This window comes from Pseudomonas sp. 2,4-D, from assembly GCF_030418155.1.
GTDB classification, from domain to species: Bacteria; Pseudomonadota; Gammaproteobacteria; order Pseudomonadales; family Pseudomonadaceae; genus Aquipseudomonas; species Aquipseudomonas alloputida.
In genome coordinates this window covers 62,757-83,417 of record NZ_JAUHUI010000002.1, presented here as the reverse complement: position 1 = coordinate 83,417, position 20,661 = coordinate 62,757, and the positions used below count along the sequence as shown (strand labels likewise).

Annotated in this window: 22 protein-coding genes; 14 read left to right on the top strand and 8 right to left on the bottom strand. The window is 62.1% G+C overall.

Translation table 11 applies throughout. The features are described 5' to 3' along the window. Window positions 1-19 precede the first annotated feature (19 nt). Together QYE47_RS02560 and QYE47_RS02555 are read left to right on the top strand one after the other, a co-directional pair. Window positions 20-748 (top strand): hypothetical protein, encoded by a 729-nt coding sequence (locus tag QYE47_RS02560; RefSeq protein ID WP_301158835.1) that lies wholly within the window; start codon window positions 20-22, stop codon window positions 746-748. Further along, window positions 745-1,041: a hypothetical protein gene (locus QYE47_RS02555; protein ID WP_301158834.1), complete on the top strand. Its 297-nt coding sequence runs from the start codon at window positions 745-747 to the stop codon at window positions 1,039-1,041. Before QYE47_RS02560 ends, QYE47_RS02555 begins: the two co-directional genes overlap by 4 nt. Before the next feature lie 41 nt (window positions 1,042-1,082). Here the strand turns inward: QYE47_RS02555 and QYE47_RS02550 are convergent, their stop codons facing one another. Further along, window positions 1,083-1,382, bottom strand: coding sequence for a hypothetical protein (locus QYE47_RS02550; RefSeq protein ID WP_301158833.1), 300 nt, complete (start codon window positions 1,380-1,382; stop codon window positions 1,083-1,085). Window positions 1,383-1,560: 178 nt separating this feature from the next. On the opposite strand from QYE47_RS02550, the gene QYE47_RS02545 reads away from it, so the two are divergent. From QYE47_RS02545 to queD, 8 genes are all read left to right on the top strand, one after another. After that, entirely contained in the window at window positions 1,561-2,355 is a 795-nt protein-coding gene (locus QYE47_RS02545) for a hypothetical protein (RefSeq protein ID WP_301158832.1), read from the top strand. Further along, window positions 2,352-2,630: a hypothetical protein gene (locus QYE47_RS02540; protein ID WP_301158831.1), complete on the top strand. Its 279-nt coding sequence runs from the start codon at window positions 2,352-2,354 to the stop codon at window positions 2,628-2,630. The genes QYE47_RS02545 and QYE47_RS02540 overlap by 4 nt, the downstream gene beginning before the upstream one ends. Beyond that, window positions 2,627-2,926 (top strand): DUF551 domain-containing protein, encoded by a 300-nt coding sequence (locus QYE47_RS02535; RefSeq protein WP_301158830.1) that lies wholly within the window; start codon window positions 2,627-2,629, stop codon window positions 2,924-2,926. The genes QYE47_RS02540 and QYE47_RS02535 overlap by 4 nt, the downstream gene beginning before the upstream one ends. Further along, entirely contained in the window at window positions 2,923-3,318 is a 396-nt protein-coding gene (locus QYE47_RS02530; protein WP_301158829.1) for a phage protein NinX family protein, read from the top strand. The genes QYE47_RS02535 and QYE47_RS02530 overlap by 4 nt, the downstream gene beginning before the upstream one ends. Next, window positions 3,315-3,641, top strand: a complete 327-nt coding sequence (locus tag QYE47_RS02525) for a hypothetical protein (protein ID WP_301158828.1) — start codon at window positions 3,315-3,317, stop codon at window positions 3,639-3,641. Before QYE47_RS02530 ends, QYE47_RS02525 begins: the two co-directional genes overlap by 4 nt. Window positions 3,642-3,692: 51 nt before the next feature. Next, on the top strand, window positions 3,693-4,190 hold the full coding sequence (locus tag QYE47_RS02520) for a hypothetical protein (RefSeq protein WP_108191407.1): 498 nt from the start codon (window positions 3,693-3,695) through the stop codon (window positions 4,188-4,190). Window positions 4,191-4,294: 104 nt separating this feature from the next. After that, the gene (locus QYE47_RS02515) at window positions 4,295-4,507 is read left to right on the top strand and encodes an AlpA family transcriptional regulator (protein WP_012053046.1); all 213 of its coding nucleotides are present in this window, start codon (window positions 4,295-4,297) and stop codon (window positions 4,505-4,507) included. A gap of 63 nt (window positions 4,508-4,570) precedes the next feature. After that, window positions 4,571-4,927, top strand: coding sequence for a 6-carboxytetrahydropterin synthase QueD (gene queD, locus QYE47_RS02510; RefSeq protein ID WP_003250327.1), 357 nt, complete (start codon window positions 4,571-4,573; stop codon window positions 4,925-4,927). A gap of 10 nt (window positions 4,928-4,937) precedes the next feature. On the opposite strand, the gene QYE47_RS02505 is transcribed toward queD, so the two are convergent. Further along, window positions 4,938-5,420, bottom strand: coding sequence for a DUF1289 domain-containing protein (locus tag QYE47_RS02505; protein ID WP_003250325.1), 483 nt, complete (start codon window positions 5,418-5,420; stop codon window positions 4,938-4,940). A gap of 405 nt (window positions 5,421-5,825) precedes the next feature. On the opposite strand from QYE47_RS02505, the gene acnB reads away from it, so the two are divergent. Further along, a complete protein-coding gene (gene acnB / locus QYE47_RS02500) occupies window positions 5,826-8,435 on the top strand; it encodes a bifunctional aconitate hydratase 2/2-methylisocitrate dehydratase (RefSeq protein WP_019437438.1) in 2,610 nt (869 codons plus the stop codon). A gap of 175 nt (window positions 8,436-8,610) precedes the next feature. Here acnB and prpD read toward each other — a convergent pair whose 3' ends face one another. From prpD to QYE47_RS02470, 6 genes are all read right to left on the bottom strand, one after another. Continuing rightward, entirely contained in the window at window positions 8,611-10,095 is a 1,485-nt protein-coding gene (gene prpD, locus QYE47_RS02495; RefSeq protein ID WP_014591655.1) for a 2-methylcitrate dehydratase, read from the bottom strand. Between the two features lie 171 nt (window positions 10,096-10,266). Further along, window positions 10,267-11,457, bottom strand: a complete 1,191-nt coding sequence (gene prpF, locus QYE47_RS02490; protein ID WP_070384129.1) for a 2-methylaconitate cis-trans isomerase PrpF — start codon at window positions 11,455-11,457, stop codon at window positions 10,267-10,269. A 151-nt stretch (window positions 11,458-11,608) separates the two neighbouring features. Then, entirely contained in the window at window positions 11,609-14,197 is a 2,589-nt protein-coding gene (gene acnD, locus QYE47_RS02485; protein WP_070384130.1) for a Fe/S-dependent 2-methylisocitrate dehydratase AcnD, read from the bottom strand. Between the two features lie 162 nt (window positions 14,198-14,359). Further along, on the bottom strand, window positions 14,360-15,487 hold the full coding sequence (gene prpC, locus QYE47_RS02480; protein ID WP_003250313.1) for a 2-methylcitrate synthase: 1,128 nt from the start codon (window positions 15,485-15,487) through the stop codon (window positions 14,360-14,362). A 60-nt stretch (window positions 15,488-15,547) separates the two neighbouring features. Continuing rightward, complete coding sequence (gene prpB / locus QYE47_RS02475) at window positions 15,548-16,438, bottom strand: methylisocitrate lyase (protein WP_014591658.1); 891 nt, start codon at window positions 16,436-16,438, stop codon at window positions 15,548-15,550. Further along, window positions 16,435-17,151 carry a GntR family transcriptional regulator gene (locus tag QYE47_RS02470; RefSeq protein ID WP_070384131.1) on the bottom strand — a complete coding sequence of 239 codons (717 nt, stop codon included), beginning with the start codon at window positions 17,149-17,151 and terminating at the stop codon, window positions 16,435-16,437. The genes prpB and QYE47_RS02470 overlap by 4 nt, the downstream gene beginning before the upstream one ends. A gap of 306 nt (window positions 17,152-17,457) precedes the next feature. Here QYE47_RS02470 and QYE47_RS02465 point away from each other — a divergent pair, with 306 nt between their 5' ends. From QYE47_RS02465 to QYE47_RS02455, 3 genes are read left to right on the top strand one after another with little or no spacing between them, the layout of a single operon-like run. Next, window positions 17,458-17,994: an ATP-dependent zinc protease gene (locus tag QYE47_RS02465; RefSeq protein WP_010953297.1), complete on the top strand. Its 537-nt coding sequence runs from the start codon at window positions 17,458-17,460 to the stop codon at window positions 17,992-17,994. 5 nt (window positions 17,995-17,999) lie between these two features. Continuing rightward, on the top strand, window positions 18,000-19,535 hold the full coding sequence (locus QYE47_RS02460) for an inactive transglutaminase family protein (protein WP_014591660.1): 1,536 nt from the start codon (window positions 18,000-18,002) through the stop codon (window positions 19,533-19,535). After that, window positions 19,535-20,515, top strand: a complete 981-nt coding sequence (locus QYE47_RS02455) for an alpha-L-glutamate ligase-like protein (protein ID WP_010953295.1) — start codon at window positions 19,535-19,537, stop codon at window positions 20,513-20,515. Before QYE47_RS02460 ends, QYE47_RS02455 begins: the two co-directional genes overlap by 1 nt. Window positions 20,516-20,661: the final 146 nt, after the last annotated feature.

The following is a 20,661-nucleotide window of genomic DNA, read 5'->3' as shown; positions in this document are numbered from 1 at the left end:
ATATCTGCAAGGTATCCCCATGCCCACAGAAACCCGATCCAGCAACACCGAGATGGTCAGCTTCCCCCGCGAGCTGTCCGATGACCTGGCGGAACTGATCGCCACGCGCGCCCGTGTATGCGGAGGCCGTGCCTTCGATATCTGGGAGGCCATTTGCGAGGGTTTCGCAGCGCCATCCCAGCAGCCCCACCCAGAGCCTATAGCCTGGATGGTTGGTACTGCCATCTGGTGGACCAAAGAAGAGGCAGAGCGGGATGCAGCGGCGACTGGGCTGCCGATTGTTGGCCTGGGGCCGATGACCGATCGCACCGCTACCGAACTCGCCGAGAGCGAAACGATGGCGGCGATAGCCGAACTTGCCGAGTGCGAGGCCATGGCCGATATGGTTGCTGAGCGAGAATGGGCGGAGCATGTCGGTACCGGCGATGTGTCCAACAAGGTCGAGGCGGCTTTTACCCAACTGCACAACGACCTGCATGAGGCCGGCGAGAAGCTGGCCGAGCGGGATACGCTGCTGCGCGACAACTCAGGCAAGCTGATCCGGATGGCTGCTCACCTGATCAGCGCGCCGCTATTCGCCCTGCAAGACCTGCAGGACGAAGACAAGAAAATGAGCAGGGCCCGAGTGGACAAGGCTGTCGACACAGCAGACGCCAGGCTGGAGGATGCGGCCTACGAACTCCGCCGAATCGCTGACGCCCTATCCGCCAGCGCAGAGCCGAGCGCCGCCTTGGAGCCCAAGCCATGACGCATACCTGCTACCGCCGCGACCCGAACATCAACGCCGTCACCGACCTGGTGACCGATGAGCAGATGCAGGCCTGCTTCAACGGCACAAACTTCGGCCATACCGACTTTCGGGGTCTGTTGGCTCAGGGCTGCATCAAGGCTCTGGCCGGCTGGCACCAGGGCCACACCATCACCTGCATTCTAGAGGCGCTCCGGCTAATCAGCTGGAACCGCCAGGCCGACAAAATCAAGGTCACCGCCAAGGGTCGCCACTACATCTATCTGGCATTCAAGAGCCGACCCAGCACGTAGAGCACATTTGTACTCCACTCAGCTGTAACCCTCTCTGCCCGCTACTTCGAGGCAACGAGAAGATCGGCAGCTGGAGCACCTTCAGTAGCCATTCGGCGGGCCCGGCCGACACCCCACGCCAGCGCTCTAGTCATCGACTCACCTGGGCGAGAATCGAAAGCCTCTTCATGGAGCGCAGAACCGCTCGGGGCGTATACACCGATGAACATCTGCGTGTTACCCGTTCGCGACAGCCTCACCTGAACATTGATAAACGTGCCGTCATCGAGAGTTTCGTCATGCTCCCGGTGGTGGAGTGTGGGATCCACCCACTGCCAGTAAACGTCTCCGCGAATACGCATGCCGCCTCCTACGACTCAAGTCTTTTGTGTATGGCAAAGACCACGATAGCGAAGCGGTGCAGCTGCACAACCGGAAAAGGCCGAACTGTGAACTAAATCGGACTATCGGCCAAATAACTTCTACAAATTCAATAATTTGTACAACTTACTGCCGCGATATGGCGGCCAAGGAATCGACATGCTCGAAAGGACACCGATCAAGACGGAGGCCGAACTGTGCGCGGCCTTCATCCAGTCGATGAACAGGCAGGCCGATTGGACCTGCTACCCCGAAGCTGCGGGCTTCGACATCTTGGCCGTGCACACCAGCGGTCGACAGATCGGCGTCGAGGCGAAGATGAGCCTGAACGCCAAGGTGGCCGACCAGATCCTGCCGAAGGACTACGAGAACTTCTACGGCAGGCCTGGCCCCGACCATCGCCTGGTGATCGTCGGCAAGGCCAGCGAAGCCAGTCACGGAATCTGCCGCATGTTGGGTCTGCTCGGTGTTCCTGTTGTGCTCCCCCGCTGGATGTCTCGTGGCGGCGACAAGTCAGGATGGGAATTTGATGTGCGCTGCGTGGACAACCGGGACTGGATGTCGTTCTTCGTAAACGAAGAGTACCTGCACCTGTTCGACTGGAACCCGGCAGAGCGATGTCGGGTGCCAATGGTGGTTGGTGCACACCAGGCCGGCGTCCCCTCCCCGGTTAGCCTCACGCCTTGGAAGGAAGCGGCGCTGCGGGTGATCGCCTTGATGCGCTCGCAGGGTCACATCGCGGCAAAGCAGATTCAGGAACTCGGCATCAGCCCGACCGCCTGGACGCGACCGAAGGGCACAGACCCTGGTTGGCTCGATCGCGGTCCGGTCCGTGGAACCTGGATCGAAACCGAAAACATGCCGCCATTCGACAAGCAGCACCCCGAGGCCTACGCCATCGTCGTCGCTGAACTGGCCGCCAAAGCCGAACCCCAACTGGAGCTCACCGCATGACCCGTCTCGCCCTCTGCCTCCTGCTGCTGGCCACCGGCGCCAGCGCAGACCCAGTCATGCTCGAGCGCTTCATCCCGAGCGGCCTGTCCCGGTATGACGACGTTGAGCGTGGCGTCACCTGCTGGATCACCGGCATGGGTTCAGGCATCAGCTGCCTGCCAATGCAGGATCGGCAGGCCGGCAACCAGCGCCAGCTCTCCCCGCACGAAACACAACCCGAACCTACACCCGCACTGGCGCCTGGGCGCTGGATTGATGAGAGGTATCAGCTGTGAGCGAATGGATCAAATGTAGCGACAGGCTGCCTCAGCAACTTTCGGGCACGGCCAAGGAGTACATCGTCTGCGCCGTGGCCGATGGCGTGCAGTACGTGTTCTCCGCTCAGTGGCTCGAAGGGTTTGCCCTGTATAACCCCGATGATGACTGCGGTGAAGAAGATGGCTTCACCGAGGCTCGCGGGTGGTACGACGTGAAGGAGAGCGCCGAATACGCGGGATGGTACGAGCCAATCAAAGCCCAAGAGGTCACCCACTGGCAACCACTACCGGCGCCACCAGGGGATCAGCCATGACCGACCTGATCGAAGTGAGGGTATACAACCTGGTCGGCGCTCCACTGGACTGGGCAGTGGCCATGGCAGAGGGCTTCGGTACGGACCCAGAGTGCCGCACGACAATATGGCGCAGCAGGACCGACCCTACTAGCGTCAGCATCCGCGGCGCTGCCGAGGGCTTCGGCTATCGCCCATCCAGCAACTGGGAGCACGGCGGGCCGCTGCTCGAAAAGCACCAAGCAGGGTTGAGCCATGACCGGTATTTGTCAGGCGGACCATGTGGCTGGAGCGCAGGCCCGCTCAATTCGACCTGGCTTTCAGGCCCCACACCCCTTATCGCCTTCTGCCGAGCACTAGTACACGCGAAGCTCGGCCCATCCGTACAGGTACCTAAGGAGCTGATCTCGTGATCATCGATAAGGAAAAGCTGAAGGCCTTGGCCGACCGTATTGTGACTGATCGGCGGTTTTGCGCTGACGAACACCATCGTGAGCTTGCGGCCGGAGTTTCAAGCCTTCTGGCCGAAGTCGAGGAGTTGAAAGGCCTTCGACCTGAATGGCCGCCACGGCCTCCTGATGGCGAAGGTCTTCCTCGCTACGGCCTCCGCTGGAACGGCCCGCAGCAGCCTCTTGCCGTGCCAATGGAGGATGGCTATTGGACGCCTTGGCATCTGGCCGAACGGCTGCGAGAAGACCGCGACGGCCTGCTGGAAGCCGGCGATCACCTGCTGTAACCCCTACCCCTTCAAATCAAGCCCGCCGAAATGCGCGGGCGAGGATGATCTATGTCCGCAACAGAACGATTCCACCACACCGCGAACGACTGCCTGGAGCGCCTGGCGGCCGATCTCTGGCCGGAAGCCAAGCTGGCTCTGGTCATCTACACCCCGGAAAAGCCCGAGCTCGACATCGTCCTGAAGGACAGCGGCCTCGACGTCGATGAGGTTGTGAGCACGTTGCGCCGGCGCGGAGGCCTCAGCCTCGACGGTCAAAACGTCTACAAGCGCTCGCTCTGCGACGTCATCATCGGCGCCCTTGCCATGGGCAAGATGAACACCAACCCGCCACCGGCTGACCATTGGTGCCAGGAATTCTGGGATGCCGGGCGCGCCGAGGGCGTCCTGCAAGAAGAACTTGTGCAGGCCCTGCGCCTGACGCGTAAAGAGCTCGACGCCTGCCAGCGAGTTATCCACTACGCCGGCGGATTTACGCCCGCCTACGTCGACGACGCCCAGGCCGCCATCAAGGTGGCTGACGCGGTGCTCTCAAAAATCCCGGCCTGACCACCAACCAGCCGCCACCGGCGGCGTGGAGACTATGTCCCCCAACCGAGGCGACGGCACGGGCCAGCGCAGTCGGTTACCACTTCTAGGCCTGAGGAGGCTATATGGCACAGTTAGATGGAATTGATCGCCTGCTTCGCCTGCCCGATGTGCTCCGCATCACGGGCATGGGACGCAACACCGTGTACACACGAATTAAGGAAGGAACATTCCCAAAACAGGTTAAGATAGGCCCAAAATCGGTCGCCTGGCGCCAGTCAGACATCAACCAGTGGATGGCCTCACTCAACCCCAGCGACGACCAATCAGTACATTGAGCAGTACACTGAAACGTCAGATTCCGCTCAAGCCCATATCCCATCAGCTTTACAGGTCCACCAGTGGAAATTTTCAAGGAATTCACATTCGAATCGGCCCACCGCCTGCCCCACGTCCCTGAAGGGCACAAATGCGGCCGTTTGCATGGCCACTCGTTCAAGGTCGGCCTGCACCTGACCGGCCCGCTCGACCCGCACACGGGCTGGATCCGCGACTTCGCCGAGGTCAAGGCGATCTTCAAGCCGATCTATGATCAGCTGGACCACAACTACCTGAACGACATCCCCGGGCTGGAAAACCCCACCAGCGAAGTGATCGCCAAGTGGATCTGGGACCAGGTCAAGCCGCTGATGCCCGAGCTGTCCAAGGTTCGCATCCACGAAACCTGCACAAGCGGTTGCGAATACACCGGCGACTGATTCGCCCGGCTCACTGGCCCTGCGCGCTGCCCATGGCATCGCGCAGGAAGCTGGGGGCGATGTAGCGCTGGTAGTGCGCCTCTGAAAGCAGAAAGAACTCGCGATCGATCGCATCGCGCAATTGGGGCAGTTCCCAGTCACGGAACTCCGGCAGCAACACCATGCCATAGGCCTCCAGGTCACGGATCATCCGCGCCCCGCGGGCAATCAGCTGGTAAGCCCAGCAATACACCGACTGCTGCTCGACAAAGCGGATGGAGCGCTGCTCCAGTTGCTGGCGCAGCAGGCCTTTGTCGAACACCTCAAGCTTGGCCATCATCACCTGCACCAGCAACTGCTCAAGGCGCAACCACACGGCGCGCTTCTGCGTGTCGTCGTAGCCGTTCCAGTTGATCACTTCGTGGTGAAAACGCTTGCAGCCACGGCACACCGTGTCTCCGTACACCGTGGAGCACAGGCCGACGCAAGGGGTTTTGATGGACTTGTTGGACATGAAAAACAACAGCTTGGCGATGGAACACAGGCCCATGTTAGCCCTTTGTCTAACCAGGGTCACTCGTTAAAGTCATGTACACCGCCTTACCTTCGGGCTTTTTTTGCCGTAGAATCATCCGGCCTTTTCAAAGGCAACAATGTCCGTTGGAAGCTGTTTTCAAAGCGTCACGAGCACAGTTGATCCGGTAGAACGGCGTTGGCCCGGGCCATGCATCCCTCGCATGCCCGCGCCAGCCCTCATCAGTCCCCGTTCTGCAGGCGTAAAACTTTGAAAGCAGCTTCTGTAAGGATTCCTTGCGACCCTGGTTGGGCGGCCCACAAAGCCGCGGCAGCGCATGGGTGCATTGAATGCTGGATAAGCGTCCCGGACCCCCTTTAGGGACCACTGATGAGGGAAATAACTGTGCTTGAAGCCTACCGCAAACACATCGAAGAGCGCGCCGCCCTGGGTATCGTTCCCCAGCCGCTGAACGCCGAACAAACTGCAGGCCTGGTCGAGCTGCTGAAAAACCCGCCGGCCGGCGAAGAAGCCTTCCTCGTAGACTTGATCACCAACCGCGTACCGCCAGGGGTCGACGAAGCTGCCTACGTCAAGGCCGCTTTCCTCTCCGCCGTCGCCAAGGGCGAAGCCAAGTCGCCACTGATCGACCGCAAGCACGCCACCGAACTGCTGGGCACCATGCAGGGCGGCTACAACATCGAAACGCTGGTCGCACTGCTGGATGACGCCGAACTGGGCGCCGTCGCGGCCGAACAGCTCAAGCACACCCTGCTGATGTTCGATGCTTTCCACGACGTGGCCGAAAAAGCCAAGGCCGGCAACACGCACGCCAAGGCCGTCCTGGACTCCTGGGCTGCCGGCGAGTGGTTCACCTCGCGCCCGGCCATCGCCGACAAGTACACCCTGACCGTGTTCAAGGTGCCTGGCGAAACCAACACCGACGACCTGTCGCCTGCCCCGGACGCCTGGTCGCGCCCTGACATTCCGCTGCACGCCCTGGCCATGCTGAAAATGGCCCGCGACGGCATCGAACCGCAGCAGCCTGGTTCGGTCGGCCCGCTGGCCCAGATCGAAGCCGTCAAGGCCAAGGGCTTCCCGGTTGCCTATGTCGGCGACGTGGTCGGTACCGGTTCCTCGCGTAAATCCGCTACCAACTCGGTACTGTGGTTCTTCGGCGACGACATCCCTTACGTGCCGAACAAGCGCGCCGGTGGCTTCTGCTTCGGCACCAAGATCGCCCCGATCTTCTACAACACCATGGAAGACGCCGGCGCCCTGCCGATCGAATTCGACTGCACCAACCTGGGCATGGGCGACGTCATCGACGTTTACCCATACAAAGGTGAAGTACGCCGTCACGACAGCGACGAGCTGGTCACCACCTTCGAGCTGAAAACCGAAGTGCTGCTGGATGAAGTCCGCGCTGGCGGCCGTATCCCGCTGATCGTCGGCCGTGGCCTGACCGAAAAAGCCCGTGCCGAGCTGGGCCTGGGTGCTTCCGACCTGTTCAAGAAACCAGAGCAGCCTGCCGATTCCGGCAAGGGCTTCACCCTGGCGCAGAAAATGGTCGGCCGTGCCTGTGGCCTGCCAGAAGGCCAGGGCGTGCGCCCAGGCGCCTACTGCGAGCCAAAAATGACCACCGTCGGCTCCCAGGACACCACTGGCCCGATGACGCGCGACGAGCTGAAAGACCTGGCATGCCTGGGCTTCTCTGCTGACCTGGTCATGCAGTCGTTCTGCCACACCGCGGCCTATCCGAAGCCGATCGACGTCACCACCCACCACACCCTGCCAGACTTCATCCGCACCCGTGGCGGCGTGTCGCTGCGCCCGGGCGACGGCATCATCCACAGCTGGCTGAACCGCATGCTGATGCCTGACACCGTAGGTACCGGTGGCGACTCGCACACCCGCTTCCCGATCGGCATCTCGTTCCCGGCCGGTTCCGGCCTGGTGGCCTTCGCTGCCGCCACCGGCGTCATGCCACTGGACATGCCAGAATCGATCCTGGTGCGCTTCAAGGGCAAACTGCAGCCAGGCATCACCCTGCGTGACCTGGTTCATGCCATCCCTTACTACGCCATCCAGAAGGGTCTGCTGACCGTCGAGAAGAAAGGCAAGAAAAACGCCTTCTCCGGCCGCATCCTGGAAATCGAAGGCCTGGACGAACTGACCGTCGAGCAAGCCTTCGAGCTGTCCGACGCCTCGGCCGAGCGTTCCGCTGCCGGTTGCACCATCAAGCTGCCGGAAAAGGCCATCGCCGAGTACCTGCAGTCCAACATCACCCTGCTGCGCTGGATGATCGGCGAAGGCTACGGCGATGCCCGCACCCTGGAGCGCCGTGCCCAGGCCATGGAAGCCTGGCTGGCCAAGCCTGAGCTGCTGTCGGCCGACGCCGATGCCGAATACGCCGAAATCATCGAAATCGACCTGGCCGACGTCAAAGAGCCTGTGCTCTGCGCGCCGAACGACCCGGACGATGCGCGCCTGCTGTCTTCGGTACAAGGCGAGAAGATCGACGAAGTGTTCATCGGTTCGTGCATGACCAACATCGGTCACTTCCGCGCTGCCGGCAAGCTGCTGGAGAAGGTCAAGGGTGGCATTCCGACCCGTCTGTGGCTGGCTCCGCCAACCAAGATGGACGCTCACCAGCTGACCGAAGAAGGCTACTACGGCATCTACGGCAAGGCCGGTGCACGCATGGAAATGCCAGGCTGCTCGCTGTGCATGGGCAACCAGGCACGTGTGCAGACCGGTTCGACCGTGGTCTCCACCTCGACCCGTAACTTCCCGAACCGTCTGGGCGACGCGACCAACGTGTACCTGGCATCGGCCGAGCTGGCCGCTGTCGCTTCGATCATCGGCAAACTGCCGACCGTCGAAGAGTACATGCAGTACGCGAAAGACATCGACAGCATGGCTGCCGACGTTTACCGCTACCTGAGCTTCGACCAGATCGCCGAGTTCCGCGAAGCGGCAGCCAACGCCAAGATCCCGGTGGTCCAAGCGTAAGCTGAGTTACAGGTTGTAAACAAAGCCCCGGCAGCGATGCCGGGGCTTTGTTGTTTTGGCCTGTGCCGGCCGCTTCGCGGCTAAAGCCGCTCCTACAGGGCTCCCACGGTGTTCGAGACCTGCACATGCCCTTGTAGGAGCGGCTTTAGCCGCGAAGCGACCGGCACAGGCCACCTCATATCACAAACAAGTCGACGAACCTGTGCACAGCCGTGCCTTCCAGCTTCTGCTGGTCCTTGCACAGTTCGAAAACCTGCTGACACCGCTGCCGGGCAAAGCGGGTCGCCAGGTTGGCCCTGAACTTGGCCTCCAGCAACGGTATCCCCTCCCCCCGCCGCCGCCGATGCCCGATCGGGTATTCCACCACCACTTGCTCGGTGCTGCTGCCATCCTTGAAGAACACCTGCAGCGCGTTGGCGATCGAACGCTTGTCCGGCTCCAGGTACTCGCGACTGAAGCGCGGGTCTTCCACCACCTCCATCTTCTCGCGCAAGCGATCGATACTTGGGTGGTTGGCATGGAAGGCGTCCTCATAATGCTCGGCCACCAAATGGCCAAAGATCAGCGGCACGGCCACCATGTATTGCAGACAGTGGTCACGGTCGGCGGCATTGGCCAACGGGCCGCTCTTGGAGATGATGCGGATCGCCGATTCCTGGGTGGTGATGACGATGCGGTCGACTTCATGCAGACGATTACGCACAAGTGGATGCAGGGTTACTGCTGCCTCACAGGCAGTCTGGGCGTGGAACTCTGCAGGGAAACTGACCTTGAACAGCACGTTTTCCATCACATAGCTGCCCAACGCCTGGGGCAGGCGCAGCTCGTACTGCCCGGCGGGCTTGAGCGCCAGGTCTTTGTTGGTATGGCTGAACGAAACATCGTAGAACCCCCACTGCGACGCCGTGAGCACGCCCGGCACGCCCATCTCCCCACGCAAGGCGATGTCGGCCAGGCGTACACCTCGGCTGGAGGCATCGCCCGCAGCCCAGGATTTGCGCGAACCGGCGTTGGGCGCGTGGCGATAGGTTCGAAGGGCCTGGCCGTCAACGAAGGCGTGGGACAAGGCCGAGAGCATCTGCTCACGATTGGCCCCCATCAGCCTGGCGCATACGGCGGTCGAGGCGACCTTCACCAGGATCACGTGATCGAGACCGACACGGTTGAAGGCGTTTTCCAGCGCCAGCACGCCCTGGATCTCATGCGCCATGACCATGGCCTTGAGCACCTCACGCATCAGCAGTGGCTTTTCACCCGCGGCAACACGCTTCTGTGACAGGTGGTCAGCCACTGCCAGGATGCCGCCAAGGTTGTCCGAGGGATGAGCCCATTCGGCGGCCAGCCAGGTGTCGTTGTAGTCCAGCCAGCGCACCGTGCAGCCAATGTCCCAGGCGGCCTTGACCGGGTCGAGGCGATAGGAGGTACCGGGGACGCGAGCACCATTCGGGACCAGCGTGCCTTCCACCTGGGGGCCAAGGAGCTTGGTGCACTCAGGGAAGCGCAAGGCGAGAAGGCCGCAACCGAGGGTGTCCATCAGGCAGTTGCGCGCGGTGTCCAGGGCCTCGCGGGATTCGACCCGGTAGCCGAGGGCGTAATCGGCCAGGGTTTGTAGCACCCGGTCGTAATCCGGGCGGTCGTTGAGGTCTACGTTGGCGCTCATATCCAGCTCCCTTCAGAATTGCCGGGGCTGCCGTGCAGCCCTTCGCGGGCTTGCCCGCTCCCACAGGTTGACCACAGCATTCAGAACCTGTGGTTACCCTGTGGGAGCGGGCAAGCCCGCGAAGGGCCGCTTGGCGGCCCCAACGAACTAAAGCCGAGCGCCAGTGGTGCGTTAGAAGCTGTCGCCAGGCACGCGAACCCAGCCCTCCATCAGCACGCGAGCACTACGGCTCATGATTGCCTTGGTTACCGTCCACTCACCATTCACCTGGCGTGCCTCGGCCCCGACCCGCAGGGTGCCCGAAGGATGACCGAAACGCACAGCGCTGCGCTCGCCCCCGCCAGCGGCGAGGTTGACCAGCGTGCCCGGAATGGCCGCCGCAGTGCCAATTGCCACCGCAGCCGTACCCATCATGGCATGGTGCAACTTGCCCATCGACAAGGCCCGCACCAGCAGGTCGATCTCACCGGCCTGCACCGCCTTGCCACTGGAGGCAGTGTAGGTGCTCGGCGGCGCGACGAACGCCACTTTCGGCGTGTGCTGACGCCCGGCAGCCTGGTCGACGTTGTCGATAAGCCCCATGCGCACGGCGCCGTAGGCGCGAATGGTCTCGAAGCGCAACAGCGCCTGCGGATCGCCGTTGATGGCGTCCTGCAGTTCGGTACCGGTGTAGCCGATATCGGCAGCATTGACAAAAATGGTCGGGATACCGGCATTGATCAGGGTCGCCTTGAACGTACCGACCCCCGGCACTTCCAGGTCATCGACCAGATTGCCGGTGGGGAACATGGCACCGCCACCGCCGTCTTCATCGGCTGCAGGGTCAAGAAACTCCAGCTGCACCTCGGCCGCCGGGAAGGTCACCCCGTCCAGCTCGAAGTCGCCGGTTTCCTGCACTTCACCTTCAGTGATCGGGACATGGGCGATGATGGTCTTGCCGATATTCGCCTGCCAGATACGCACGGTAGCGATACCGTTGCGCGGAATACGCGCCGGGTCGACCAGGCCACTGCTGATGGCAAACGAACCGACCGCAGCGGACAGGTTGCCGCAGTTGCCGCTCCAGTCGACGAAAGCCTTGTCGATGCTGACCTGGCCGAACAGGTAGTCGACATCGTGCTCGGGTTTGATGCTTTGCGACAGGATCACCGTCTTGCTGGTGCTCGACGTGGCGCCGCCCATGCCATCGATCTGCTTGCCGTAAGGGTCGGGGCTGCCGATTGCCCGCAGCAGCAGCGCATCGCGAGCGGGACCTGGAATTTGCGCCTGCTCGGGCAGGTCTTGCAGGCGGAAGAACACGCCTTTGCTGGTGCCGCCGCGGATGTAGGTGGCGGGGATTTTGATCTGGGGTACATGTGCCATTTTCTTGGGCATCCTGATAGTCCGGTGAAATACCCTGGGGCTGCCTTGCAGCCCTTTCGCGACACAAGGCCGCTCCCACAGGTACTGCGCCGCCCGTTGTGGGAGCGGCCTTGTGTCGCGAAAGGGCCGCACAGCGGCCCCCGATTCATGCTCAGGCGGTCGCTTCGAGGAAGTCCTGGGCAAAGCGCTGCAGCACCCCGCCCGCTTCGTAGATCGACACTTCCTCGGCGGTGTCCAGACGGCAGGTCACCGGTACTTCCAGGCGCTCGCCATTGGCACGGGTAACCACCAGGGTCAGGGTCGCCCGTGGCGTACGCGCACCCAGCACATCATAGGTTTCGCTGCCATCCAGGCCCAGGGTCTTGCGGTCGGTCCCCGGCTTGAACTCCAGCGGCAATACCCCCATGCCTACCAGGTTGGTGCGGTGAATACGCTCGAAGCCTTCGGCCACGATCGCCTCGACACCGGCCAGCCGCACGCCCTTGGCCGCCCAGTCACGGGACGAACCTTGGCCGTAGTCGGCACCGGCGACAATGATCAGCGGCTGCTTTCGCTGCATGTAGGTCTCGATCGCCTCCCACATGCGGGTAACCTTGCCTTCCGGCTCGATACGCGCCAGCGAGCCCTGCTTCACGCTGCCATCTTCATTGCGCACCATTTCGTTGAACAGCTTGGGGTTGGCGAAGGTGGCGCGCTGGGCGGTCAGGTGGTCGCCACGGTGGGTAGCGTAGGAGTTGAAGTCTTCTTCCGGCAGGCCCATTTTCGCCAGGTATTCGCCGGCGGCGCTGTCGAGCATGATGGCGTTGGACGGCGACAGGTGGTCGGTGGTGATGTTGTCCGGCAGCACCGCCAGCGGGCGCATGCCACGCAACGTGCGCTCGCCGGCCAGGGCACCTTCCCAGTAGGGAGGGCGGCGGATGTAGGTGCTCATCGGGCGCCAATCATACAGCGGCGCAACTTTCGGCCCGCGGTCTTCCTCGATGGCGAACATCGGGATGTACACCTTGCGGAATTGCTCCGGCTTGACCGCTGCACGTACCACCGCATCAATTTCTTCGTCGCTGGGCCAGATGTCCTTGAGGCGGATTTCCTTGCCATTGACCACGCCCAGCACATCCTTCTCGATGTCGAAACGAATGGTACCGGCAATGGCATAGGCCACCACCAGTGGTGGCGAGGCCAGGAAGGCCTGCTTGGCGTACGGGTGGATACGCCCGTCGAAGTTGCGGTTACCCGACAACACGGCAGTGGCGTACAGGTCGCGGTCGATGATTTCTTGCTGGATCACCGGATCCAGGGCGCCGGACATACCGTTGCAGGTGGTGCAGGCGAAGGCGACGATGCCGAAGCCAAGTTGCTCCAGCTCCTTCTCCAGCCCTGCTTCCTCCAGGTACAGCTGCACGGCCTTGGAGCCGGGTGCCAGCGACGACTTGACCCACGGCTTGCGGGTCAGGCCCAGCTTGTTGGCATTGCGCGCAATCAGGCCTGCGGCAATCACGTTGCGCGGGTTGCTGGTGTTGGTGCAACTGGTGATGGCAGCGATGATTACCGCGCCGTCCGGCATCTGCCCCGGCACTTCTTCCCAGCTGCCGGCGATGCCTTTGGCTGCCAGGTCGCTGGTGGCGACGCGGGCATGCGGGTTGGACGGGCCGGCCATGTTGCGTACCACGCTCGACAGGTCGAAGCTCAGGGTACGCTCGTAGACCGCGCCGCCCAGGCTGTCAGCCCACAGGCCGGTGGCCTTGGCGTAGGCTTCCACAAGTTTGACCTGCTGCTCTTCACGGCCGGTCAGGCGCAGGTAGTCGATGGTCTGCTGGTCGATGGCGAACATCGCCGCCGTGGCGCCGTATTCCGGGGCCATGTTGGAAATGGTGGCGCGGTCGCCCAAGGTCAGGGCGCGGGCACCTTCACCATGGAACTCCAGGTAAGCGCCGACCACTTTCTGCTTGCGCAGGAACTCGGTCAGGGCCAGTACCAGGTCAGTGGCGGTGATGTTAGGGGCCAGCTTGCCAGTCAGCTCGACGCCGACGATTTCCGGCAGGCGCATCCAGGAGGCGCGGCCGAGCATCACGTTTTCGGCTTCCAGGCCACCTACGCCGATGGCGATCACACCCAGTGCATCGACATGCGGCGTGTGGCTGTCGGTGCCGACGCAGGTGTCCGGGTAGGCGACGCCACGGTCGCTGTGGACCACCGGTGACATCTTCTCCAGGTTGATCTGGTGCATGATGCCGTTGCCCGGCTGGATCACGTCGACGTTCTTGAACGCCTTCTTGGTCCAGTTGATGAAGTGGAAGCGGTCTTCGTTGCGGCGGTCTTCGATGGCACGGTTCTTTTCGAAGGCCTGCGGGTCGAAACCACCGCACTCGACGGCCAGCGAGTGGTCGACGATCAGTTGCACCGGCACCACCGGGTTGACCTGGGCCGGGTCGCCGCCTTTGTCGGCAATGGCGTCACGCAGGCCGGCAAGGTCGACCAGCGCAGTCTGGCCGAGGATGTCATGGCACACCACGCGGGCCGGGAACCACGGGAAGTCGAGGTCGCGCTTGCGTTCGATCAGCTGGCTCAGCGAGGCGTCGAGCGTAGCAGGGTCGCAGCGGCGCACCAGGTTCTCGGCGAGCACGCGGGACGTGTAAGGCAAGCCGTCGTAGGCGCCGGGCTTGATCGCCTCGACCGCCGCGCGGGCATCGAAGTAGTCCAGGTCGGTGCCTGGCAGGTGCTTGCGGTATGCAGTGTTCATCATGGAATCAGGCTCGGTCACAGGATTCGGAAGGTTTCACCGTACCTGTGGGAGCGGGCGTGCCCGCGAATGCGTCAGCAGGTGCACAGTGGTTGCAAGGCCGGGTGCATTCGCGGGCACGCCCGCTCCCACAAGGGGAACGGGTTGCCTCTCTATAGCTATTCAGCGCTGCTCGATCGGCACGAACTGGCGCTGTTCGACGCCGACATACTCGGCGCTCGGGCGGATGATGCGGTTGTTGGCGCGCTGCTCGAAGACGTGCGCCGCCCAGCCGGTCAGCCGCGAGCAGACGAAGATCGGGGTGAACAGCTTGGTCGGAATGCCCATGAAGTGGTACGCCGAGGCATGGTAGAAGTCGGCATTGGGGAACAGGCGCTTCTGCTCCCACATGGTCTTGTCGATGGCTTCGGAAACCGGGTACAGCACCTTGTCACCCACTTCGTCAGCCAACTGCTTCGACCAGCCCTTGATCACCTCGTTGCGCGGGTCGGACTCTTTGTAGATGGCATGGCCAAAGCCCATGATCTTGTCTTTGCGCTCGAGCATGCGCAGCAGCTCGGCGGTGGCTTCCTGCGGGCTCTGGAAGCGTTCGATCAGCTCCATCGCAGCCTCGTTGGCACCGCCGTGCAGCGGGCCACGCAGCGAGCCGATGGCTGCGGTAACGCAGGAGTACAAATCAGACAGGGTCGAGGCGCAGACGCGGGCAGTGAAGGTCGAGGCGTTGAATTCGTGTTCAGCGTAGAGAATCAGCGACACGTTCATGACCTTGACGTGCAGCTCGCTCGGTTTCTTGCCGTGCAGCAGGTGCAGGAAGTGGCCACCCAAGGTGTCTTCATCAGTGGTGCAGTCGATGCGTACGCCATGATGAGTGAAGCGGTACCAGTAGCACATCACGGCCGGGAACAGCGCCAGCAGGCGGTCGGTCTTGTCGCGCTGGGCTTCGAAGGTCAGTTCTGGTTCGAGGGTGCCCAGTACCGAGCAACCGGTGCGCATCACGTCCATCGGGTGGGCATCGCGCGGGATGCGCTCAAGCACTTCCTTCAAGGCTTGCGGCAGGTCACGCAGGCCCTTGAGCTTGCGCTTGTAGTCGGCCAGCTCGGCCTGGGTTGGCAGCTCGCCATACAGCAGCAGGTAGGCGACTTCTTCGAACTCGGCACCGGCGGCCAGGTCACGCACATCATAACCACGGTAGGTCAGCCCGGCACCGGCCTGGCCCACGGTCGACAGTGCAGTCTGGCCGGCCACCTGGCCACGCAGGCCTGCGCCACTGAGTACTTTTGCTTCGGCCATGGTGTTTCTCCTTTCTTGAATTTGTTATGGATGCTTTCTGGCTAATTCGGGCGCTAGCGCTTAGCCCTTCTTCTGGGCAAACAGTGCATCGAGGCTCTGCTCGAAGGCGTGATAACCAATGGCATCGTAAAGCTCCATGCGGGTCTGCATGGTGTCGATCACGTTCTTTTGCGTGCCATCACGGCGCAGCGCGGTATACACGTTCTCGGCTGCTTTGTTCATGGCGCGGAACGCCGACAGCGGGTACAGCACCAACGACACGTCGACCGAGGCCAACTCTTCGGTTGTGTACAGCGGCGTGGCACCGAACTCGGTGATGTTGGCCAGGATCGGTGCCTTCACCCGATCAGCGAAAGTCTTGTACATCTGCAGTTCGGTAATGGCTTCCGGGAAGATCATGTCGGCGCCGGCTTCGACACACGCCTCGGCACGGTCCAGGGCGGCGTTCAGGCCTTCGACGGCCAGCGCGTCGGTACGCGCCATGATCACGAAACTGTCATCGCTGCGGGCGTCCACGGCAGCTTTGATACGGTCAACCATTTCCTGCTGGCTGACAATTTCCTTGTTGGGACGGTGGCCGCAACGCTTGGCGCCAACCTGATCCTCGATATGGATGGCCGCAGCGCCGAACTTGCTCATCGAACGCACGGTACGGGCAACGTTGAAGGCCGAAGCGCCGAAGCCGGTGTCGACATCCACCAGCAGCGGCAGGTCGCACACGTCGGTGATACGACGCACGTCGGTGAGCACGTCATCCAGGCCAGTGATGCCCAGGTCTGGCAGGCCCAGGGAGCCGGCGGCCACGCCGCCACCTGACAGGTAGATGGCCTTGAAGCCGGCGCGCTTGGCCAGCAGGGCATGGTTGGCGTTGATGGCGCCAACCACCTGCAGCGGATGTTCAGCGGCAACGGCCTCACGGAAACGCTGACCGGGGGTGCTCTTGACTGTCATTTCTCACCTCGTGTGCTGTTGTTGTGGGCGTCCAGGTAGTGACGCTCGATATTGCGCTTGGACGCGCCGATGTGGCGACGCATCAGGAGTTCGGCCAGTTCGCCGTCACGGTCGGCGATGGCATCAAGAATGCGATGGTGCTCGGCAAAGGCCTGGCGTGGCCGGTTAGGCGTGGCAGAGAACTGGATACGGTACATGCGCACCAGCTGGTACAGCTCGCCGCAGAGCATCTTGACCAGGGTCTGGTTGCCGCTACCCTGAATAATCCGGTAATGGAAGTCGTAGTCGCCTTCCTGCTGGTAGTAGCCCAGGCCGGCCTGGAACGCGGCATCGCGCTCATGGGTGTCGAGCACCCGGCGCAGTTCGTCGATGTCGGCCTGGCTCATGCGTTCGGCGGCCAGGCGGCAGGCCATGCCTTCCAGCGACTCGCGAATTTCGTACAGCTCGATCAGCTCGGCGTGGTTGAGCGATACCACCCGCGCGCCCACATGCGGCACGCGCACCAGCAGGCGCTGGCCTTCAAGGCGGTGGATAGCCTCGCGTAGCGGCCCGCGGCTAATGCCATAGGTGCGCGCCAACTCCGGCTCGGAAATCTTGCTGCCGGGGGCGATATCACCCTTGACAATGGCCGCCTGGATGCGTCGGAAGACGTTTTCGGAGAGGGTTTCCGTTTCGTCTGTCAGCGCCGGGCCGGGGGTGGGAAGGTCCTGCATATTGTCGACACCTTTTAAAACTCTTGGCCAGAAACTAGCGAAACAAGACCCGCAAGTCAAAGACAAAATGAATATTGTCGACAATCGTCTAATCGCGAACTATCACCACTTCAACGCTGTCAGATCGCGCACCGCTGGCGTCAAGACGTCGTCGTGATAGAATGCCGCGCCTCCGATGGGGTATGGATAGCCTGTCTGTCATGCATTCGTGCCTGTTGGCAGATAAACGAGGAAGCTTGCGCAGTAATTGCCAGTCACCTTGACCTGAACCTTGCCTAGAACCTTGCAATGCACCGCGCCAGGAATATGAGACTTACACCCGTTTTATTGCTGCTATGCCTCACCCTGCTGCCGGCCCTTGGCCAGGCTGCGGGCAAGACCGTGTATGGTCTCAACGAATACGCACATCTGGGCGACCTGGACCTGGAAGTTGCCGCCAAGCTCGACACCGGTGCCAAGACCGCGTCGCTCAGCGCCCGCGACATCAAGCGGTTCAAGCGCAATGGCGAAAGCTGGGTGCGCTTCTACCTCGCCATCGATGCGGCCCATTCGCACCCGATCGAACGCCCACTGGCACGCGTCAGCAAGATCAAGCGCCGGGCCGGCGACTATGATGCCGAATCGGGCAAGGCCTATACGGCCCGCCCGGTCATCGAACTCGAAATCTGCATGGGCCAGACCAGGCGCACCATCGAAGTCAACCTCACCGACCGCAGCGCGTTCCAGTTCCCGCTGCTGATCGGTTCCGAGGCGCTCAAGCACTTCGACGCACTGGTTGACCCAAGCCTTAAATATGCGGCCGGCAAACCTGCCTGTGCCACCGACGCTCCCAAAGCAGAGTAATCCCGATGCGCTCTCTTACCCTCCATCTGAAAGTCCTGATCACCGTGCTGGTGCTATTGGGCGTGGCGGTCACGGCTTATCAGATCTTCGTGCTCGGCATCCCGGTGACCGAGGATGAAACCGACGACCTGTGGAACATCGACGCCAAGGTCGAGTTCGTGGCCAGCAGCAAGGACCCGGTCAAGGTGCAGATGTTCGTGCCACCGCTGAACCGCGACTACGTCAGCCTCAACGAGAGCTTCATCTCCAACAACTACGGGGTCAGCATCAACCGTGCCGACGGCAACCGCAAGGTTACCTGGTCGGCACGTCGCGCCAGTGGCAACCAGACCCTCTACTACCGCCTGGTACTGACCAAGCGCTACAGCAACGAGAAGACCAAGGTCAAAGGCCCGACCTTCCGTGACAGCCTGGCCGTCGAGGGTCCCGAGAAGATCGCCGCTGAAGCGCTGATGGCGCCTATACGTCAGCACTCGGCCGACGTCGAGACCTTTGTCAGCGAGACCATCAAGCGGGTCAACAACCTCAACGACGACAACGTCAAGCTGCTGCTGGCCGGCGACACTTCGGCGATGAAGAAGGCCCAGGTCATCGACCTGCTGCTGTCGATCGCCCACGTGCCGATGGAAAAGGTGCACACCATCCGCCTGCTGGCCGACACCCCGCAAACCCCAGAGCTGTGGCTGCGCAGCTTCAACGGCGACGACTGGCTGTACTTCAACCCGGACACCGGTGAGCAAGGCCTGCCGAGCGACCGCCTGCTGTGGTGGACCGGTGACGACAACCTGATCACCGTCGATGGCGGCAAGAAGGCCACCGTCACCTTCAGCATGAACAACAGCGAGATGAACGCCATCCGCCTGGCCAAGCTGACCGACGAGAACACCGACGCCGACTTCCTCGAATACTCACTGTACGGCCTGCCGCTGCAAACCCAGCAAACATTCATGATCATGGTCATGATCCCGATCGGCGTGCTGGTGATCCTGGTGCTGCGCAACCTGATCGGCATCCAGACCCTGGGCACATTCACCCCGGTGCTGATCGCCCTGGCGTTCCGCGAAACCCAGCTGGGCTTCGGTATCATGCTGTTCACGGTGATCACAGCCCTGGGCCTGTCGCTGCGCTCGTATCTGGAACACCTCAAACTGCAGATGCTGCCACGCCTGTCGGTGGTATTGACCTTCGTCGTGGTGCTGATTGCCGCCATCAGCCTGTTCAGCCACAAGCTGGGCCTTGAACGCGGGCTGTCGGTAGCACTGTTCCCGATGGTGATCCTGACCATGACCATCGAACGCCTGTCGATCACCTGGGAGGAGCGTGGTGGCGGCCATGCCATGAAAGTGGCCATCGGCACCCTGTTCGCCGCCTCCCTGGCACACCTGCTGATGATGGTGCCGGAGCTGGTGTACTTCGTGTTCACCTTCCCGGCGGTCCTGCTGATCCTGGTGGGCTTCATGCTGGCGATGGGCCGTTATCGCGGCTACCGCCTGACCGAGCTCGTGCGCTTCAAAGCCTTCCTGAACAAGGCAGACACCTGATGTTTGGCCTCATCAAGACGTGGAAAGCCCTGGAGGCCCGGGGCATCATGGGGATCAACCGGCGCAACGCGGACTATGTGCTGAAGTACAACAAGCGCAACCTGTACCCGATCGTCGACGACAAGATCATCACCAAGGAGCGCGCACTGGCGGCCGGCATCCATGTGCCGGAAATGTACGGCATCATCGAGACCGAAAAAGAGATCGAGAAGCTCGACCAGATCATCGGCGGTCGCAGCGATTTCGTCATCAAGCCAGCGCAAGGCGCCGGTGGTGACGGCATCCTGGTAATCGCCGACCGCTTCGAGGACCGCTACCGCACAGTGTCGGGCAAGATCATCAGCCATGAGGAAATCGAGCACCAGATTTCCAGCATCCTCACTGGGCTGTACTCCCTCGGCGGGCACCGCGACCGCGCGCTGATCGAGTACCGCGTGACCCCGGACCAGATATTCAAGAGCATCAGTTACGAAGGCGTACCGGACATCCGCATCATCGTGCTGATGGGCTACCCGGTGATGGCCATGCTGCGCCTTCCGACTCGCCAGTCTGGCGGCAAGGCCAACCTGCACCAGGGCGCCATCGGTGTGGGTGTCGACCTGGCCACTGGCGTGACCCTGCGCGGCACCTGGCTGAACAACATCATCAGCAAGCACCCGGACACCACCAACGCGGTGGACGGCGTGCAACTGCCGAACTGGGACGGTTTCATGAAGCTGGCCGCTGGCTGCTATGAACTGTGCGGCCTGGGCTATATCGGCGTGGACATGGTGCTTGACCAGGACAAGGGCCCGCTGATTCTGGAGCTCAACGCCCGCCCGGGGCTGAACATCCAGATTGCCAACGACTGCGGCCTGACTCAGCGCACTCATGCCATCGAGGCGCACATCGAAGCACTGGCCAAGGAGGGTGTGACCGAAGACGCCGAGCAGCGGGTACGGGTAGCACAGGGTCTGTTCGGGCATGTGCCCAACCGCTGAAATACAGGGGCTGCCTTGCAGCCCATTCGCAGCACAAGGTTGCTCTTGCAAGCACTGCAGTTGATTCATGCGCTTCGCTCAACCTGCAGGAACTGCCTTGTGCTGCGTGTGGGCCAAACACAATGTTGAATGTCGTACCCAGCGCT

Bases quoted from the DNA above. Each gene is read 5' to 3' on its own strand.
- QYE47_RS02560 (WP_301158835.1), top strand. From the start codon at position 20: ATGCCCACAGAAACCCGATCCAGCAACACCGAGATGGTCAGCTTCCCC.
- QYE47_RS02555 (WP_301158834.1), top strand. From the start codon at position 745: ATGACGCATACCTGCTACCGCCGCGACCCGAACATCAACGCCGTCACC.
- QYE47_RS02550 (WP_301158833.1), bottom strand. From the start codon at position 1,382: ATGCGTATTCGCGGAGACGTTTACTGGCAGTGGGTGGATCCCACACTC.
- QYE47_RS02545 (WP_301158832.1), top strand. From the start codon at position 1,561: ATGCTCGAAAGGACACCGATCAAGACGGAGGCCGAACTGTGCGCGGCC.
- QYE47_RS02540 (WP_301158831.1), top strand. From the start codon at position 2,352: ATGACCCGTCTCGCCCTCTGCCTCCTGCTGCTGGCCACCGGCGCCAGC.
- QYE47_RS02530 (WP_301158829.1), top strand. From the start codon at position 2,923: ATGACCGACCTGATCGAAGTGAGGGTATACAACCTGGTCGGCGCTCCA.
- QYE47_RS02520 (WP_108191407.1), top strand. From the start codon at position 3,693: ATGTCCGCAACAGAACGATTCCACCACACCGCGAACGACTGCCTGGAG.
- QYE47_RS02515 (WP_012053046.1), top strand. From the start codon at position 4,295: ATGGCACAGTTAGATGGAATTGATCGCCTGCTTCGCCTGCCCGATGTG.
- QYE47_RS02505 (WP_003250325.1), bottom strand. From the start codon at position 5,420: ATGTCCAACAAGTCCATCAAAACCCCTTGCGTCGGCCTGTGCTCCACG.
- prpD (WP_014591655.1), bottom strand. From the start codon at position 10,095: ATGAGCGCCAACGTAGACCTCAACGACCGCCCGGATTACGACCGGGTG.
- prpF (WP_070384129.1), bottom strand. From the start codon at position 11,457: ATGGCACATGTACCCCAGATCAAAATCCCCGCCACCTACATCCGCGGC.
- acnD (WP_070384130.1), bottom strand. From the start codon at position 14,197: ATGAACACTGCATACCGCAAGCACCTGCCAGGCACCGACCTGGACTAC.
- prpC (WP_003250313.1), bottom strand. From the start codon at position 15,487: ATGGCCGAAGCAAAAGTACTCAGTGGCGCAGGCCTGCGTGGCCAGGTG.
- prpB (WP_014591658.1), bottom strand. From the start codon at position 16,438: ATGACAGTCAAGAGCACCCCCGGTCAGCGTTTCCGTGAGGCCGTTGCC.
- QYE47_RS02470 (WP_070384131.1), bottom strand. From the start codon at position 17,151: ATGCAGGACCTTCCCACCCCCGGCCCGGCGCTGACAGACGAAACGGAA.
- QYE47_RS02465 (WP_010953297.1), top strand. From the start codon at position 17,458: ATGAGACTTACACCCGTTTTATTGCTGCTATGCCTCACCCTGCTGCCG.
- QYE47_RS02460 (WP_014591660.1), top strand. From the start codon at position 18,000: ATGCGCTCTCTTACCCTCCATCTGAAAGTCCTGATCACCGTGCTGGTG.
- QYE47_RS02455 (WP_010953295.1), top strand. From the start codon at position 19,535: ATGTTTGGCCTCATCAAGACGTGGAAAGCCCTGGAGGCCCGGGGCATC.